Raw genomic sequence first — 15,518 nt, 5'->3', positions numbered from 1 at the left:
GCTTACGGGACATCATTTAGTGCTCTGACTGGGAAGCTTCGCCGGAAGGGCGGTGGCCGGCCCCGGACGGTTTCCCTGGAGTGGATCAAGCCTGCAGATCAGGCCCGGGGAAGTGGCTTCACCATTACCTGTTCCCTGGTCGTCCCATCGGGCAGCACGTCGCCGGGCTCTCCCGTGGCTATGAACCCGTTGCGCCGGTAGAAGGCGATGGCGGGCTCGTTGCCCGGGAGCACGGCGAGCTTCAAGGCTGCTCCGCCCGATCCCAGAGCCCAGGTCTCAATTGCCGTAATCAGCCGGTTACCGATTCCACGGCCTCGCGCCTCACTGCTGACCCAGACGGACCTCAACTCCCTGATGTCAGCGGCGCCGGGAAGGCCGCTGGCCATGCCAACGGCGCGCCCGTTCACCAGTGCGGCAACGTGGTAGGCGCCGGGAAGCTCCAGACGGGCATGCCAGCGTCCTTCTTCGCCTTTGTCCCAGGCGGCGAGCCGGACTTTGAATGCGCTCGGTGCATCCGTCAGCGCCGCAAGGCGGAGTGTTCGCCACAACGGCCAGTCGTCTGTCGTGAGAACCCGCAGAGTCACCATGCCCGCGAGTCTTTCGCCGTGCGACCGGGTAGGTCCACCATGATCACGCCCGGTCCCGCACGTTGTCCTCTCGTCGCTCCGTCAAGCGCGACAATTCGCCGAGTTGTTCGATCGTGAGGCGAGGGCTGGTCTGCCGCCCCAGCGGATGCCCTTTTCGCTGCGGATCCGAGCGCGTTCGCGGCGCTGAGCTGCGAGTACATCGGGGTGGCGGGCGTTCACATTGCGCCATTCGCAGGCAGAGGGCCGCGCGCCTGTTCCCCGAGCTACCCCGGCTGATCGCTGAGTGGGACGGAACGCAGTGGACCGCCGCGGCCCTTGTCGACAACTACGCGGCGGCCTGCCGTCTTCTCGACTCCATGGCCACGGCCGCCGCCGTACCAGTGCCTGGCCACAGCCCTGCGGAACCGCGGGCCGGTGGGGGTCGACACCGGCGAGCTGTGTGATCAGCCGGCCGTCACAGGCCGCTCTCGACCTGGACGAGCTGGACCGCTCCCAAGGCGAAGCCGCTCGTGGCGCGTTCGCGGTACCAGCGGCGGTAGGCGGCCTCGGGCTGTGGCCACCGCCGGGACACGGCCACGACGAACCCCGCACCCCATCCGCCGATGTCGTTGCAGACATGGGCAATGATCTTGTTGCCCGGTCCGGAGGGCCGGGTCGCGTCGCCGTGCGCGTATGCGATCTCTGAAGTCACATACGGACGCTAGCGGAGGGTCTGACAATGCCGCCCGGTACGGCCCCGGACCGGTGGCCGGTTTCAGGTCACGCCGCTGGGCGCGGTCGTCGTCGTTCCCGGGACCGTCCCGGTCGCCTCGTCCTTCCTCGCCTCTTCCACCCTCGTCCCGTCCGCGGTCGGCGTGGCCCGGGCCGGCAGTCGGTCCGCGGAGAGGATTTCCGCCAGGACGCGCCAGATCTCCGCCGCCAGGTCGATGTTCGAGCCCAGGTGGGTCTGGTCGCCCAGGGTCCGGAGGTTGTCCGTGGCCTCGTCGATGCGGCCCTCGTGGGCGAGGAGCCGGTTGTACAGGACGGCGAGTCTGACGCGGTCGCGGAACGTCAGGCGCACCTTCGTGCTCTGCAGGCTGTCGTGCAGAGAGCGCGCGTCCTCGAAACGGCCTTCGTGGAAGGCGAGATGGGCCTGGAGGGTGACCAGTTCCTGGCAGTGCAGGGCGGTGCCGATCAGGCCGAGGACGGGCTCGACCTCCTCCAGCCGGCCGCGCGCGGCCTCCGTGGCGGGTGGCGAGAGCTGGAGATAGAGGGAGGCCGCGGCCAGCCGCAGGCGCATCCACAGCAGCAGGCCGTCGTGGCTGCTCATGCGCTCCAGGGCCAGTTCGAGCAGTTCCCGGGCCGCCGCGTGGTCGCCCTGGCGGAAGCGCACGGTCGAGGCGGTCCACATGGCCTCGATGGGGAGCGGACCGGTCAGCTCGCGTGTCAGCTCGCACAGTTCGTCCGCGTGCGCCCGGGCGTCCGGCAGCCGGCCGGCCTCGGCTTCCACGGACACCAGTGCCAGCAGGGCGCCCGCCGTGTCGCGCACGGACGACGCGCTGTCGCGGGCGATGCGGTACGCGGCCGCCGCGATCTCGGCAGCGCGGGCGATGTCGCCCATCGAGCGCAGGCACTGGGCGAGCTGGGTGCAAGCGCGGGCGCGCAGTTCGGGGAGGCCGAGCTCGTCGCCGAGCTCGACCAGCTCCTCCAGGTGGCCGAGCTCCTCCGCGCGTTCGCCGTGCTTGCGCTTCGTCCGGGCCAGCAGCCACAGGGCCTGCCAGCGCAGCGCCCGGTCCTCCTCGCGGCCCCGTCCCAGGGTGCCGGCCAGGGCCAGGATGGCGTCGTCCGTCTCCGCGGACGTCGCGACGGTGAGGGCCTGGGCCAGGGAACCGGCCCTCGGCTCGGTGAAGTCGGAGGGCTTCACGCCGAGCCGTTCGGAGAGGAAGGCGACGGCCCGTTCGGTCGGCTGCCGGGCGCCGGACTCCAGGCGGGACAGATAGCCGGTGGACATCCCGTCACCGACGAGCGCGGCCTGGGAGAGGCCGCGCTCGGTTCTCAGTTGCCTGAGCCGTCGTCCGAAGGACGGCTGTTCGAGCATGTGATCAATCCCCAGCGGTGGTCCGGACCGGCCGCGGCCCCGGCTCGCGGCGATCGTTGAGATCGCAGGCTAGCCCACGGCTGACATTTGACAAAACATTGCCAGTTGTCGACTCGGGAGCGTCTGCCTGGTCAGCGCATGGTTCACGGGGCGGATGGGCCTGGCGGTGCGGGGGGTTGGTGAATGCTCTCGCGGGGATGGCGAGACTGGTTGTGAGAGGTCATTCAACATTGCTTGCCAAGGGTTTGGCAAGATCTTGCCTACTGAGGAAACGATCCGTTAGTTTGCTGGGCGGTTGGAGGCGACGGCCTGGCAATCCCGGGGTCGCCTCGCGATGCTCCACACTCTCAGGGGGAAGCAGTGAAGAAGTTCCTGCGGTATGCCCGCGTGTCCGTCGCCGTGTCCGTGGCCGCGGGGGCGGCCGTTCTCGCTGCCGCCGCCCTCACCGGGCCCGTCGGTCCGGGCATCGACTGGCCCGGTCCGGGGAAGTCCACGACGGCCATCGACTGGCCGGTGACCGACTCCGGGCAGCGGCCCGGACAGCTCGTCACGCACCCGCCGGTCACCGCCTGACCAGCGGACCGGTCGCCCACCGCCCTTTTCTCCTGACCACTCGGCCGGGGCGGTCCGGGGCTTCGACAACGTGACGCCTCCGTGTGCCGCGCCGTTCCGGCCGGCCCACGGAGCCCGTCCCGCCACCGTGCCCGTGCCCGTGTAGTCCTCCGGGCCGGAACAGTGCGACGGCCGGCGTCGGCGGGGGCCGGGAGCAGTGGCCTCCGGTGACAACGGCACGGCGCCCATGGGCACATGGGGCCCGTGAAGCACGCGCAGGGCCTCTTGTGGGGCACCCGTCCGGTGCCCGCCCCACCGCGCCGACGGCAGCCGCGGCATCGACCAAGCCGCGCCCGCCCGTCGCCCCTTTCTTCGACTTTGACTGACCTTTCTTCGCCGGTCCCCACCGGGCCGGCATTCGCGAGGAGCATCGAACCCCGTGCCCATCAAAGTCCTGATCTGTGACCAGCTCCCCCTCATGCGCGACGGATTGCGCACCCTGCTCGGCTCCCTGCCCGACATCGACGTGGTCGCGACGACCGACAGCGCCATGCAGACCGTGGTGCTGACCCGCACCCACCGCCCCGACGTCGTACTGATCGGCTTCGCCGAACTCGAACCCGGCCTGGACCTGATCCGCCGGCTCGGCGCGGAGGAGCGCCCGCGCGACAACCCGCCGCACGCCGTCGTCTTCCACTCCGACTACACCGACGCCATGGTGGCCGACCTGCTCTGCGCCGGCGCCAAGGGACTGGTCAACCGGGACGCCACCAGCGACGAGGTGGTCGCCGCGACCCGTACGGCCGCCCGCGGCCGCACCGTGCTCGGCCCCGAGATCGTCGACCGCCTCGTCGACTGGTTCCGGGAGCGCGGCAGCGCGCCGCGCGCCGAGGAGCGGCCCGAGGTCGGCGGGCTCACCCGGCGCGAGCGCGAGGTGCTCCAGCTCATCGGCCGGGGCATGTCGATCGACGACGTGGCGGGGGAGCTGTACATCGGCATCAGCACCGTACGCACCCACCTGCACCGCATCCGCCACAAGCTCGACCTGAAGGACCGCGCCCAGCTCGTCGCCTTCGCCTACCAGACCGGCCTCATGCGAGAAGCGGCCTGACCCTCCCCGTACCCGACCCAAGCGTGAAGCGGCCTGCCCCCCGCCCCTACCCGCCCCAGGAGAGCACGTACATGCCCGTCGCGCCCGCCGGTGACGACCAGGTCGTCACCTTCACCGTCCCCTCCCGCTTCAACGGCCCGGCGGACTCCGCGAACGGCGGCTACGCCTGCGGGCTGTTCGCCCGGCTGGGGGCGGCCCGGCACGGCCCCGACGCCGCCGTCACACTGCTCGCCCCGCCGCCGCTGGAGACGGCCCTGGAGTTCCATCCCGGAGGGCGCCGTTCCCAGATCCGCCACGGCGACCGGCTGATCGCCACGATCACCGCGGACACCGGCGACCTCACCGTACTCGACCCGGTGTCCGGCGCGGCGGCGGCCGAGGCGTCCCTGGGATTCGCCGGCGAGCCGGGCCACCCCTTCCGCACCTGTTTCGTCTGCGGCGTCGACCGGGCGGAAGGGGACGGGCTGCTGCTCGCCCCCGGCCCGGTGCCCGGCCTGCCCGGCACCGTGGCCTGTGCATGGACCCCGGACCACTCCGTCACCGACAGTGAGGGGCTCGCCGAACTCCCCGTCGTCTGGGGCGCGCTGGACTGCCCCGGCGGATGGACGGACGACCCCGCCAAGGAACCCATGGTCCTCAGCCGGATGACCGCGCGGATCACCGAACGGCCGCGCCTGGGCCACCCGTACGTCGTCGTCGGGCGGCGGGTGCGGCGCACCGGCCGCACCGCCGTCAACGCCACCGCCCTGTACACCGGGGACGGACGGCTGCTCGCCCACGCCTCCGCGGTGTGGGCCGCCGTCAACGACACGACTACCCCCGGTGCGTTGCGCGTCCACAGCTGAGCCCTCCCGGAATCCATCACCGCGTGGACGCGGTACCGCAGCCCCGGCGCATAGCTTTTCCGCGAAACGTGGACGCCGTGGCAGCGGATACCCGCGGCAGAGAGGGAATCGCGATGACAACAGCCGAAGAAGCAGATTCCACCACCTGCGCCGTCGTCGTCAACGACGAGGAGCAGTACTCCATTTGGCCCGCCGGGAATCCGGTTCCCGCCGGCTGGCGCGCGACCGGATTCCGGGGCGGAAATGCCGAATGCCTCGCCCACGTGGCAGAGGTCTGGCTCGACATGCGCCCCCTGAGCCTGCGCCGGGCGTCCGCCGACGCCGCCTGACCGGGCACTCGGCACCCGGTATCCGAATTCCCGCGGAGAAGGATTCCCCGATGACCACCACCGCAGACGCCGGCGCACCCGCCCGCAGCGGGAACGCCCAGTCCGTCCATGAGCTCTTCGAACGCCGGGTCGCGCTGACCCCGGACGCCACCGCGGTCAGCCACGGCGCCGAGCGGATCGGCTACGCCGAACTCAACGCCAGGGCCAACCGGCTCGCGCACCTGCTGCGCGAGCGCGGCGTCGGCCGGGGCAGCAATGTCGCCGTCTGCGCGGAGCGCTCGCCCGAGGTGATCGTCGCGCTGCTCGCCGTGCTCAAGGCCGGCGGCGCCTATGTCGCCCTCGACCCCAAGCAGCCGCACGAGCGGCACCGCACCCTCCTCACCGACGCCGGCGCCACCGTCCTGCTCACCCAGGAGCGCCTCCTGGCCGGGCTCGACGGGCTGGCCGAGCACCTCGTGCTCCTCGACCGCCCCGACCCGGCACTCGCGGCCCTGCCCGCCACCGACCCCGCGCTGCCCGGCGACCCCGAGAGCCCCGCCTACATCGCCTACACCTCCGGTTCGACCGGCACCCCCAAGGGCGTGGTGGTCCCGCACCGCGCGGTGCTCCGCCTGGTCACCGAGCCGAACTTCCTCACCGTCGGCCCCGAGGACGCGGTGCTGCAGTTCGCGCCCGTCGCCTTCGACGCCTCCACCCTGGAGATCTGGGCCCCGCTCCTCAACGGCGCCCGCCTCGCGGTGTGCCCGTCGCAGGAGCCCAGCCTCGACCAGCTCGCCGAAACGGTCGAGAACGAGGGCGTCACCATCCTGTGGCTGACGGCCGGGCTGTTCCACCAGATGGTCGACGGCCCCCTGCACCGGCTCTCCGGCGTCCGCCAGCTCCTGGCCGGCGGCGACGTGCTCTCCGTCGCCCATGTGAACAAGGCGCTGGCCATGCTCCCCGGCGTCCGGATCATCAACGGCTACGGGCCCACCGAGAACACCACCTTCACGTGCTGCCACGTGATGACCGAGCAGCTCGACTCCGACACCGTGCCGATCGGGGTGCCCGTCACCGGCACCACCGTCCACATCCTCGACGACCAGGGGCAGCCGGTCACCGGCGAGGAGCCCGGCGAGCTCCACGCGGGCGGCGACGGCGTCGCCCTCGGCTACCTCGGCCGCCCCGAGCAGACCGCCGAGCGCTTCCTCCCCGACCCGTCCGCCCCCGGCGGCCTGCTCTACCGCACCGGCGACCTCGTACGCCGCCGCGCCGACGGAACGCTGGAGTTCCTCGGCCGCGTCGACAACCAGGTCAAGATCCGCGGCTTCCGCATCGAGCCGGGCGAGATCGAGGCCGCCCTGCTGGCCCGGCCGGAGATCACCGACGCGGCCGTGGTCACCCAGGAGCACGACCGCATGGGCCGCCGGCTCGTCGCCTTCTACGTCGCCGACCACGGCATGTCCGTACCCGAACTGCGCCGCGGCCTGGCCGGGACCCTGCCGCCCTACATGGTCCCCGCGGCCTTCGTCCGGCTCATGGCCCTGCCGCTGACCCTCAACGGCAAGGTGGACCGCGCCGAGCTGCGCAAGGAGATCAACCGCGACCGCCCCGACCTCGGCAGCGACTACCGCGCGCCCGAGGGCGAGGTGGAGGAGGCCCTCGCGCTGATGTGGGGCGACCTCATGGAGATCGACGAGATCGGCGCCGACGACGACTTCTTCGAGCTGGGCGGCCACTCCCTGATGGCCACCCAGATCACGTCGGACATCGCCACGCTGTGGGACGTGGAGGTCCCGCCGCGCGCTTTCTACGAAAATCCCACCGTGGCCGAACTGGCCCAGGTCATCGAGGGGCTGAAGCGGTGAGAATCAGCGTTCCAGTCGAGGGGCGGGAGATCGACCTGGACACGGTCGACCTGTTCGACCCCCAGCTCTACGCCACCGGCGACCCGCATCCCGTCTGGCACGCGCTGCGGCAGCGGGCCCCCATCCACCGGCAGACCCTGCCCGACGGGCGGTCGTTCTGGTCGGTGACGAAATACCACGACGTCAACGACGTGCTGCGGGACCACACCCGCTTCACCTCCACCAAGGGCACCCTGCTGAGCATCCTCGGCGCGCAGGACCCGGCCGGCGGCAAGATGATGGCCGCCAGCGACCCGCCCACGCACACCGCGATGCGCGAGCCGCTGATGAAGGTCATGTCCCACCGGGCCCTGAAGGACCGGCAGCCGCAGATCCGCCGGATCGTGCACCGGCGGATGCTCGCGCACCTGCTGGACGGCGGCGTCTGGGACATCGCCACCACGGCCGCCGACTTCCCGATGGCGTTCACCGGCTCCCTCATGGGCCTGCCCGAACGCGACTGGCCCCGGCTGACCAAGCTCACCACGATGGCCGTCGCCCCCACCGACTCCGAGTTCCAGGAGGGCAGCGGCCACGGCACCCTGGTCGCCGCCCACCACGAGCTCTTCGACTACTTCTCCCGGTTCGTGCGCCGCCACCCCGGTGGCGACGACGACCTCGTGGGCTTCCTCATCGGCATGGAGGCCGGCGGCCGCCGGCTGCGCCACGACGAGATCGTCTACAACTGCTACAGCCTGCTCCTCGGCGCCAACGTCACCACCCCGCACGCCATCGCCTCCACCGTCCTCGCCCTGATCGAGCACCCGGAGGAGTACCGGCGGCTGCTCGCCGATCCCTCCCTGGTGCCCGGCGCCGTCGACGAGGGCCTGCGCTGGTCCTCACCCGCGAACCACTTCATGCGCTACGCCGTCCACGACCTCGAACTGCGCGGCGTGTCCATCAAGCAGGGCGACGCGCTCGTCACCTGGCTCGGCTCGGCCAACCGCGACGAGGACGTCTTCCCCGACCCGTACCGCTTCGACATCACCCGCCGCCCCAACCGCCACGTCGCGTTCGGCTTCGGCCCGCACTACTGCATCGGCGCGCCCCTGGCGAAGATCGCCCTCAACCTCCTCTTCGAGGAGATCGTGCGCGTGGTCGAGGAGTTCGAGGTCGCGGGCCCCATCGAGCACCTGGAGTCGAACTTCGTGGCCGGCATCAAGCACCTGCCGCTGACCGCCCGGCTGCGCGACGGAGCGGAGGAGCTGCTGAAGGACGCGGCCCGGGACGGACTCGTCGAGGCATGAGCACCGACCCGAAGCAACCGACCGCCTTCCCCTCGGACCCGGTCGGCATCGCCCAGCGGCTCATCCGGTTCGAGACCGTCAACCCGCCCGGCGCCGAGGCCGCCTGCGTCCACTGGGTACGCGACCTCCTCGACGCCGCCGGACTCGACACCCGGCTGCTCGCCAAGGACCCCGCCCGGCCCAACCTGATCGCCCGGCTGCCCGGCCGGGGGCTGCTGCCACCGCTGCTGCTCCACGCCCACGTGGACGTCGTCCCGGTGGCCGGACAGGAGTGGACCAGGGATCCCTTCGGCGGCGAACTCGTCGACGGCGAGCTCTGGGGGCGCGGCGCGGTCGACATGAAGGGCCACCTGGCCATGATGCTGGCCGCCCTCCTGCGGCTCGCCGCCGCCGGAACCCCGCCCGCCGGGGACGTCATCCTCGCGGTCGTCGCCGACGAGGAGGCGGGCAGCGCCACCGGCGCCCGCTTCCTCGTGGAGGAACACCCCGAACTCTTCGCGGGCGTGAAGTACGCCATCGGCGAGGACGGCGGCGCCGAGCTGGGCCTGGGCCGGCAGGTGCGGCTGCACCCCATCGTGGTCGCCGAGAAGCGCGCCGTATGGGTCCGCGCGACCCTGCACGGGGTCCCCGGGCACGCCTCCCGCGCCGCCGGCCCCACCGGCGCCGCGCACAAACTCCAGCGGCTGCTCACCGCCATCGACGGTGGCGGCCTGGGCACCCTCATGACCCCCGCCGTCGACCGCATGCTCCAGGAGCTGGCGGCGGCCCTGCCCCAGCCCTACGGCGGCCGCGTCGCCGCCTTCCGGGCCGACCCCGACGACCCCACGGCCCTCGACGGCATGGAGGAGACCGACGCCCGCTACCTGCGCTCCCTCGTCCAGCACACCGTCAACGCCACCGTCATCCACGGCGGCACGGCCACCAACGTCCTGCCCGCGCAGATCTCCGTCGAGCTCGACGGCCGGCTGCTGCCCGGCGACTTCGGCCGCGAGGACTTCCTCGGTCAGCTGCGCGACCGCGTCGGCTGCGACATGGACCTGGACGTCCTCGTCGAGGGCGACAAGATGCCCGCGCCACGGCTCGACGGCTTCTACGAGCGGCTCGCCGGCATCCTCAAGGCCAAGGACCCCGAGGGCGTCCCCTTCCCCATGGTGACGACCGCCTCCACCGACGCCCGGCTCTTCCCCCGGCTCGGCATCCAGTGCTACGGATGGCTGCCCCTGCTGCACGACCTCGACAGGTCCTACCGCGTCCGGCTGCACTGTCCGGACGAGCGCATCGCCGCCGGCGCCCTGGAGTTCGGGGCGGACTGCTTCCACGAATTGCTGATCGGCCATGACTGAACGGACCCTGCGGCCGGACGCTGCGACCGGGCTGCGGGCCACGGTGCCCGGTCCGGGCCGGGCGGGCATGCGCGTGGTCGCCCTGACCACCGGGCAGGCCCTCGCCGACGGCCGCCCCGCCCGTATCGCCGCCCTCACCAGGGCCGCCTACCACGGCTCCGACCCGCTGCCCGGCCTCCCCATCCCCGACGGGGCCACCGAGACCGAGGCGGGCGTCCGCGCCGACGTGGCCCGCGGCGCCACCGTGTGGCTCGCCCAGGACCCCGCGGGCGAGCCCGCCGGGACCCTGCGCGTCCACGCCCGGCCCGACGGCGCCTGGGAGATCGGCCGGGTCTCCGTCGGCCCGGCCGCCCGCGGCAGGGGAGTGGCCCGGATCCTCCTGCGCGCCGTCGAGACCACCGCCGCCGCGCTCGGCGTGCCGGTGCTCCGGCTGGACGCGGTCGTCGAGCGGTGCCTGCCCTCGCTCTACGCGCGCCTGGGCTTCACGCCCGTACGCCACTGGCCCAGCGACGACAAGCCGCTCACCGAGGTCACCATGGAACGCCGCCCCGGCGCGGCCGTGGACCCGGGCACACCGCCCTGGGCGGCGCCGGGCCCGGACGACCTGTGCGTCCGGTGGCTGACGACCCCGGCCGCCCTCATCGCCGTCGTCGGCGACGGCACGGCCGCCTACCCCGGCGCCCGCCTCGCCGGAATCGACGTGTGGCACGGCGCGGCCCCGTACGAGCGCGCCGCGCTCACCGCCCGGCTCGCGGCGCTCGGCCGCCCCGTCGGCGACACGGTGATCGCCTTCCCGTCCGCACGCGCCGCGACGCGCGCCCACCTCATGCCCCGCACGGTGGAGCCACGCCTGCACGCCTGGTGCCGGCTCCCGCCCGGCGCGGAGCTCCCCCTGCGGGCCCCTTCCGCCGTCCCTACTGCCGCAGTCAGGTGCACTTGATGGATCGACTCCCTGCCCGGGCCGACCGCCGACAGGCGGAGGCCGTCCCGGTCGACCTCGCGGGACACGCCGACAACACCGGGATCACCCGCGCCGACGCCCTGTCCGAGGGCGCCTTCAACATCTGGGGCAACACCTTCCCCGCCGAGGAACTGCCCGCCGGCGGCCCCGTCGTGGTGGACGGCGTGCCCTTCCTGTTCCCGGAGGCCGCCCCCGGACGGCCCGACAACGTACGCTGCGCCGGCCAGCTGATCGAGGTGCCCGCCGGGCGCTACGACTGGATCCAGCTGCTCGCCGCCGCCGAACGCCGCACCGAGGACCAGGTGCTGCTGCACTACGCCGACGGCTCCGTCGACCCCGAGTGGCTGCGCGTCCCCGACTTCTGGCCGGAGACCGGCTCCCGCGTCGGCGGCAGCCCCGCCTTCACCTGCACGCGCATGCACTACCCGCGCCACGTCGAGCACAAGATGGGCCCGGTCATCTGGCGCCACCGGGTGCCCGTGCCCCGCGAGAGCGACCTGCGCGCCCTGCGGCTGCCCGACAACCCCGCCGTCCACGTCTTCGCGATGACCCTGCTGACCGGCGCCCCGCTGGAGGTGGCGGCATGAGCGTCCTGCTGGAGAACGTCCGCCCCTGGCGCCACGACCTGGGCGGCTGCCTGCACGGCTGCCTGGGCACCCTCCTGGAGCACCGCGGCATCCCCGCGCTCCCCGTCCTCGGCGCCGCCTGGACCTTCCGCCACTTCCCCGGCGGCGTCCGCCGCGAGGAGTACTACTACCCGTGCGCGAGCGGCGAATCGCTGCTGGCCGCGCTCGCCCCCCACCACCCCGTACGCTCCCGCTGGCACGAGCCCGCCGACGCGGCGGACGGCTGGCAGCAGGTCAGGGACGCGGTGGCCGCGGGCACGCCCGTCGCCGTCGCCGTCGACAACTACCACCTGCCGTTCCGACCCGCCTACCGGGACGTCCACTCCAACCACCTGGTGGTCGTCCACGGATTCGACGAGGAACGCGGCACCGTCCGCGTCCTGGACGCCGTGCCACCGGCCTTCCACGGCGACATCACCCTCGCCGAGCTCACCGCCTCCCGCGACTCGGGCAACGAGCTGGTCCACGAGCGCGACATGTTCTTCACCGGCGTCCACATCGACAACCGCTGGCTCTCCCTCGAACTCGACGCCGCCCCCGAGGACTTCCCCGCCCTCGACCGCGCCGAGGTCGCCCGGGTCCTCGACCTCAACCTCGCGCACTTCGCCGCGCCGCCCGGCGGCGACGCCTACACCGGCCTGGGCGGCCAGCAGGCGTTCCTGGAGGACACCGTCAAGCGCCTGACCGCCGGCGAGGACATCCGCGACGAACTGTTCGTCGTCGCGGGCGCCGCCCTCGCCTGCACCGCCGTCCACGCCGACTGGCTGGCCCTCGCCGGACGCACCCTCGGCCTCCCCGGCCTCGTGGAGCAGGCCCGGTCGGCGGAGCGCGTCGCCCACCACTGGTCGGCCGTCCGCATCATGGCGGCGCTCACCCGGGACGGCGGGCTCACCCCCCGGCGCCTGGCCCGCCGCGTCCACACACTCCTGAAGGACCACGAGAGCGTCCTGACCGGACTCGACAACGAGAGGGCAGAACTGTGACAGCACAGCGGCCGACCGACCCCGCGAACAGACTCGCGATGCTCGGCGGTGCCCGGGCCGTCCCCAAGGACCTGCGCATCGCCGCCTGGCCGCGGGTCATGGAACAGGACGAGGAGGCCGTACGACTGGCCCTGGCGTCCGGCCGGTACACCACCGCCTCCTCCGGCGAACGGGAGATCCCCGGCCTGGAAGAGGAATGGGCGCGCTACACCGGCACCCGCCACGCCGTCGCCGTCAGCAACGGCACCGCCGCGATCACCGTCGCCCTCGGCGCCCTGGGCATCGAGCCCGGCGACGAGGTGATCGTGCCCGCGCTGAGCTTCATCGCCACCGCCGCCGCGCCCCTGCACCTGCTGGCCGTGCCGGTGTTCGTCGACATCGACCCGCGCACGTACAACATGACCCCCGAGGCCATCGAGGCCGCGATCACCCCGCGCACCAGGGCGATCGTCGTCGTCCACCTGCACGGCCTGCCCGCCGAGATGGACGAGATCACCGCGCTCGCCGACCGCCACGGTATCGCCGTCGTCGAGGACGCCGCCCAGGCGCACGGCGCGGAGTACCGCGGCCGCCGGGCCGGCTCCATCGGCGCGATCAACACCTTCAGCCTCAACGTCAGCAAGAACCTCGCCACCTGCGGCGAAGGCGGCCTGATCACCACCGACGACGAGCGGCTCGCCACCCGCGCCACCATGCTGCGCCAGTTCGGCGAGCTGATACCCGAGCGCGGGGAACGCTCCTACGTCGCCCACCTGCTCGGCTGGAACAACAAGCCCAGCGCCCTCCAGGCCGCCTTCACCCGCAGCCAGCTCACGCGCCTGCCCGAGGAGTCCAAGCGGCGCGACGAGAACGTACGGCGGCTCCTCGACCGGGTCGCCCCCCTGCCCGGCTTCCTGCAGCCGCTCGTACCGGACGACCGCACGCACGCCTGGCACATCCTGCGCTTCCGCGTCGACCCGGCCGCCTTCGGCCTGGACGACCACCTCGCCGGACCGCTGCGCGCCACCGTCCAGCGCGCCCTGCGCGCCGAGGGCGTCCCCGCTGCCCCGTACCAGCTGATGCCCCTGCCCGCCCAGCGCGTCTTCCGCGAGCGGATCGGTCTCGGCGGCTACCCCTGGGCCCTGCCCGGCGTGCCCGAACGGCCCTACCGCGAGGAGGACTTCCCCGTCACCCACCGCGTCATCGACGACTCCTTCGCCCTCCAGAAGGCCCACCTCCACCCGGACGCCGGCCCCCTGCTCCAGCGGTACGCCGACGCCTTCGAGAAGGTCTGGGAGCACCGCGACAAGCTCGCCGGCATCGCCGCGTCCCTGCCCTACACCCACCCCTGGGACCAGGCCGCGAAGATCGCGGAAGCCGAGTGGGACGCCGCGTTCGGCGCGCCGGACGGCACGTCATGAGCGGCGGGGACCAGCTCCGGCAGGAGCTCACGCACCTCTGGAAGGACATCTTCGCCGTCCCCGACGACGAGTTCGACAGCGAGGAGAGCCTCTTCGAGGCCGGCGGCACCTCCCTCCAGGCCGTCCAGCTGATGACGCGCATCGAGGAGACCTTCGGCGTCCAGATCCCGCTGCCCGTCGTCTTCGCCGAAGGCAGCGTCGACCGGCTCGCCGAACTGATCGAGGAAGGGCTGCTCGCCTCCCTCGGCGAGCTGTCCGAGGAGGAGGCGCTGCGCATGCTCCAGGAGGAGACCGAGCGGGCCGCGCGCGATGCCTGAGCGGCTGGCGGTCGTCTACGACAACGGGGCCGTCAGCCCCGTGGAGATCGCGCACGCCGCGACCGGCCTGTGCGACATCGTGCTGGTCGTCGACCCGGCCTCACCGGCGGTGGCCGCCTCACTGCCCGTACTGGAACACACCGGCAGCCTGGTGCACCACACCTCCGGCACCCCGCTGGACGCCACGGTGCGGCGGCTCGGGGAGCTGGGCATCACCGGCATCACCACCTTCACCGATGCCCGGCTCGACCTCACCGCCCACCTCGCCCGGGCGCTCGGCCTGCGCTTCCACACACCCGAAGTGGCCGGCGCCCTGGGCGACAAACTGCGCCAGCGCACGCGGCTGGCCGCCGCCGGCACGCCGGTGGTGCGGTTCGCCGAACTCTCGGACGCGGCCGGCATCGAGGCGGCGCTGGCGGCCGTCGGGCTGCCCGCCGTCCTCAAGCCCCGGCAGGGCGCCGGAAGCCGCAGTACCTTTCCCGTGGCCTCCGCCCAGGAGTTCCACCGCGTCGCGGGCGACCTGCTGGCGGCCGGCGAGGGCCCGCTCATCGCCGAGGAACGCCTCCTCGGCGACCCGGCCGTCGCCGGCCCCCGCTGGGGTGACTACGTCTCCGTGGAATCGGTCGTCGACGGCACGCGCGTCACCCACATCGGCATCACCGGCAAGCTCCCGCTCGTCGAACCGTTCCGCGAGAGCGGGGTGTTCTTCCCCAGCACCCTCGACGAGCCGACCGCCACCCGCGTCCTGGCACGGACCGAGGAGGCGCTGCGGGCACTCGGCGTGGTCTCCGGGATCACCCACACCGAGTTCAAGCTCACCCCGGACGGCCCCCGGCTCATCGAGGTCAACGGCCGGCTCGGCGGCTTCGTCAACGACCTGGTCGGCCGCGCCACGGGCGTCAGCATGCTCCGCGTCGCCCTGGAGAACGCCCTGGGCACGGGCACGCCCGTACCCGAGCGCGCCGACGCACCTGCCGCCCGTGTCACCTTCCAGCGGTTCGCCCCGCCACCCGTCGGGGCGACCACCGTGACCGGCACCACCGGCCGCAAGGAGGCCCGCCGCCTCGACGGCATCGCCCGCGTCGAGATCGTCCGACGGCCCGGCGACCCCGTCGACTGGCGGCAGGGCACCCAGAGCTTCGCCGCCATCGTCTACGGCGAGGCACCGGACCACACGGCCCTGGCGGATACGCTCGCTGCCCTCGATGACACCTTGCGGATCACGTACGACGCCTGACCTCACGGTCCACCAGT

The 15,518-nt window shown here is 72.9% G+C and carries 16 protein-coding genes and 1 pseudogene; 14 read left to right on the top strand and 3 right to left on the bottom strand.

Features of this window, described 5'->3' with window-relative positions:
* Nucleotides 1–98: 98 nt before the first annotated feature.
* Nucleotides 99–587, bottom strand: coding sequence for a GNAT family N-acetyltransferase (locus tag J7E86_RS20185; RefSeq protein ID WP_215083116.1), 489 nt, complete (start codon nucleotides 585–587; stop codon nucleotides 99–101).
* Between the two features lie 188 nt (nucleotides 588–775).
* Between J7E86_RS20185 and J7E86_RS32095 the strand changes: the two genes are divergently transcribed.
* Complete coding sequence (locus tag J7E86_RS32095) at nucleotides 776–1,030, top strand: DUF6087 family protein (protein WP_374223830.1); 255 nt, start codon at nucleotides 776–778, stop codon at nucleotides 1,028–1,030.
* A gap of 26 nt (nucleotides 1,031–1,056) precedes the next feature.
* Here J7E86_RS32095 and J7E86_RS20180 read toward each other — a convergent pair.
* Together J7E86_RS20180 and J7E86_RS20175 are read right to left on the bottom strand one after the other, a co-directional pair.
* Nucleotides 1,057–1,278, bottom strand: a pseudogene (locus J7E86_RS20180) (Appr-1-p processing protein); the annotation flags it as partial.
* Nucleotides 1,279–1,341: 63 nt separating this feature from the next.
* Nucleotides 1,342–2,664, bottom strand: coding sequence for a helix-turn-helix domain-containing protein (locus tag J7E86_RS20175; RefSeq protein WP_215083115.1), 1,323 nt, complete (start codon nucleotides 2,662–2,664; stop codon nucleotides 1,342–1,344).
* Between the two features lie 360 nt (nucleotides 2,665–3,024).
* On the opposite strand from J7E86_RS20175, the gene J7E86_RS20170 reads away from it, so the two are divergent.
* The 13 genes from J7E86_RS20170 (at nucleotide 3,025) to J7E86_RS20110 (ending at nucleotide 15,501) form a co-directional block, all read left to right on the top strand.
* On the top strand, nucleotides 3,025–3,237 hold the full coding sequence (locus J7E86_RS20170) for a hypothetical protein (RefSeq protein ID WP_215083114.1): 213 nt from the start codon (nucleotides 3,025–3,027) through the stop codon (nucleotides 3,235–3,237).
* Nucleotides 3,238–3,655: 418 nt separating this feature from the next.
* Nucleotides 3,656–4,327 (top strand): response regulator transcription factor, encoded by a 672-nt coding sequence (locus tag J7E86_RS20165; RefSeq protein ID WP_308312654.1) that lies wholly within the window; start codon nucleotides 3,656–3,658, stop codon nucleotides 4,325–4,327.
* 71 nt (nucleotides 4,328–4,398) lie between these two features.
* Nucleotides 4,399–5,172 (top strand): hypothetical protein, encoded by a 774-nt coding sequence (locus tag J7E86_RS20160; protein ID WP_215083113.1) that lies wholly within the window; start codon nucleotides 4,399–4,401, stop codon nucleotides 5,170–5,172.
* Nucleotides 5,173–5,285: 113 nt separating this feature from the next.
* Nucleotides 5,286–5,501, top strand: a complete 216-nt coding sequence (locus tag J7E86_RS20155; protein ID WP_215083112.1) for an MbtH family NRPS accessory protein — start codon at nucleotides 5,286–5,288, stop codon at nucleotides 5,499–5,501.
* Nucleotides 5,502–5,551: 50 nt separating this feature from the next.
* Nucleotides 5,552–7,348, top strand: a complete 1,797-nt coding sequence (locus tag J7E86_RS20150; RefSeq protein WP_215083111.1) for a non-ribosomal peptide synthetase — start codon at nucleotides 5,552–5,554, stop codon at nucleotides 7,346–7,348.
* Entirely contained in the window at nucleotides 7,345–8,634 is a 1,290-nt protein-coding gene (locus J7E86_RS20145; RefSeq protein WP_215083110.1) for a cytochrome P450, read from the top strand. Before J7E86_RS20150 ends, J7E86_RS20145 begins: the two co-directional genes overlap by 4 nt.
* Nucleotides 8,631–9,977 carry a M20/M25/M40 family metallo-hydrolase gene (locus tag J7E86_RS20140; RefSeq protein WP_215083109.1) on the top strand — a complete coding sequence of 449 codons (1,347 nt, stop codon included), beginning with the start codon at nucleotides 8,631–8,633 and terminating at the stop codon, nucleotides 9,975–9,977. Before J7E86_RS20145 ends, J7E86_RS20140 begins: the two co-directional genes overlap by 4 nt.
* Nucleotides 9,970–10,917 carry a GNAT family N-acetyltransferase gene (locus J7E86_RS20135; RefSeq protein WP_215083108.1) on the top strand — a complete coding sequence of 316 codons (948 nt, stop codon included), beginning with the start codon at nucleotides 9,970–9,972 and terminating at the stop codon, nucleotides 10,915–10,917. The genes J7E86_RS20140 and J7E86_RS20135 overlap by 8 nt, the downstream gene beginning before the upstream one ends.
* Nucleotides 10,917–11,525: a hypothetical protein gene (locus tag J7E86_RS20130; protein WP_215083107.1), complete on the top strand. Its 609-nt coding sequence runs from the start codon at nucleotides 10,917–10,919 to the stop codon at nucleotides 11,523–11,525. The genes J7E86_RS20135 and J7E86_RS20130 overlap by 1 nt, the downstream gene beginning before the upstream one ends.
* A complete protein-coding gene (locus J7E86_RS20125; RefSeq protein ID WP_215083106.1) occupies nucleotides 11,522–12,547 on the top strand; it encodes a BtrH N-terminal domain-containing protein in 1,026 nt (341 codons plus the stop codon). Before J7E86_RS20130 ends, J7E86_RS20125 begins: the two co-directional genes overlap by 4 nt.
* Nucleotides 12,544–13,947 carry a DegT/DnrJ/EryC1/StrS family aminotransferase gene (locus tag J7E86_RS20120; RefSeq protein WP_308312653.1) on the top strand — a complete coding sequence of 468 codons (1,404 nt, stop codon included), beginning with the start codon at nucleotides 12,544–12,546 and terminating at the stop codon, nucleotides 13,945–13,947. Before J7E86_RS20125 ends, J7E86_RS20120 begins: the two co-directional genes overlap by 4 nt.
* Nucleotides 13,944–14,264, top strand: a complete 321-nt coding sequence (locus J7E86_RS20115; protein WP_215083105.1) for an acyl carrier protein — start codon at nucleotides 13,944–13,946, stop codon at nucleotides 14,262–14,264. The genes J7E86_RS20120 and J7E86_RS20115 overlap by 4 nt, the downstream gene beginning before the upstream one ends.
* A complete protein-coding gene (locus tag J7E86_RS20110; protein WP_215083104.1) occupies nucleotides 14,257–15,501 on the top strand; it encodes an acetyl-CoA carboxylase biotin carboxylase subunit family protein in 1,245 nt (414 codons plus the stop codon). Before J7E86_RS20115 ends, J7E86_RS20110 begins: the two co-directional genes overlap by 8 nt.
* Nucleotides 15,502–15,518: the final 17 nt, after the last annotated feature.

It is taken from the genome of Streptomyces sp. ISL-11 (assembly GCF_018614525.1).
GTDB lineage: Bacteria > Actinomycetota > Actinomycetes > Streptomycetales > Streptomycetaceae > Streptomyces.
The sequence above is the reverse complement of the archived record's forward strand: the minus strand, read 5'-3'. Positions and strand labels throughout refer to the sequence as shown.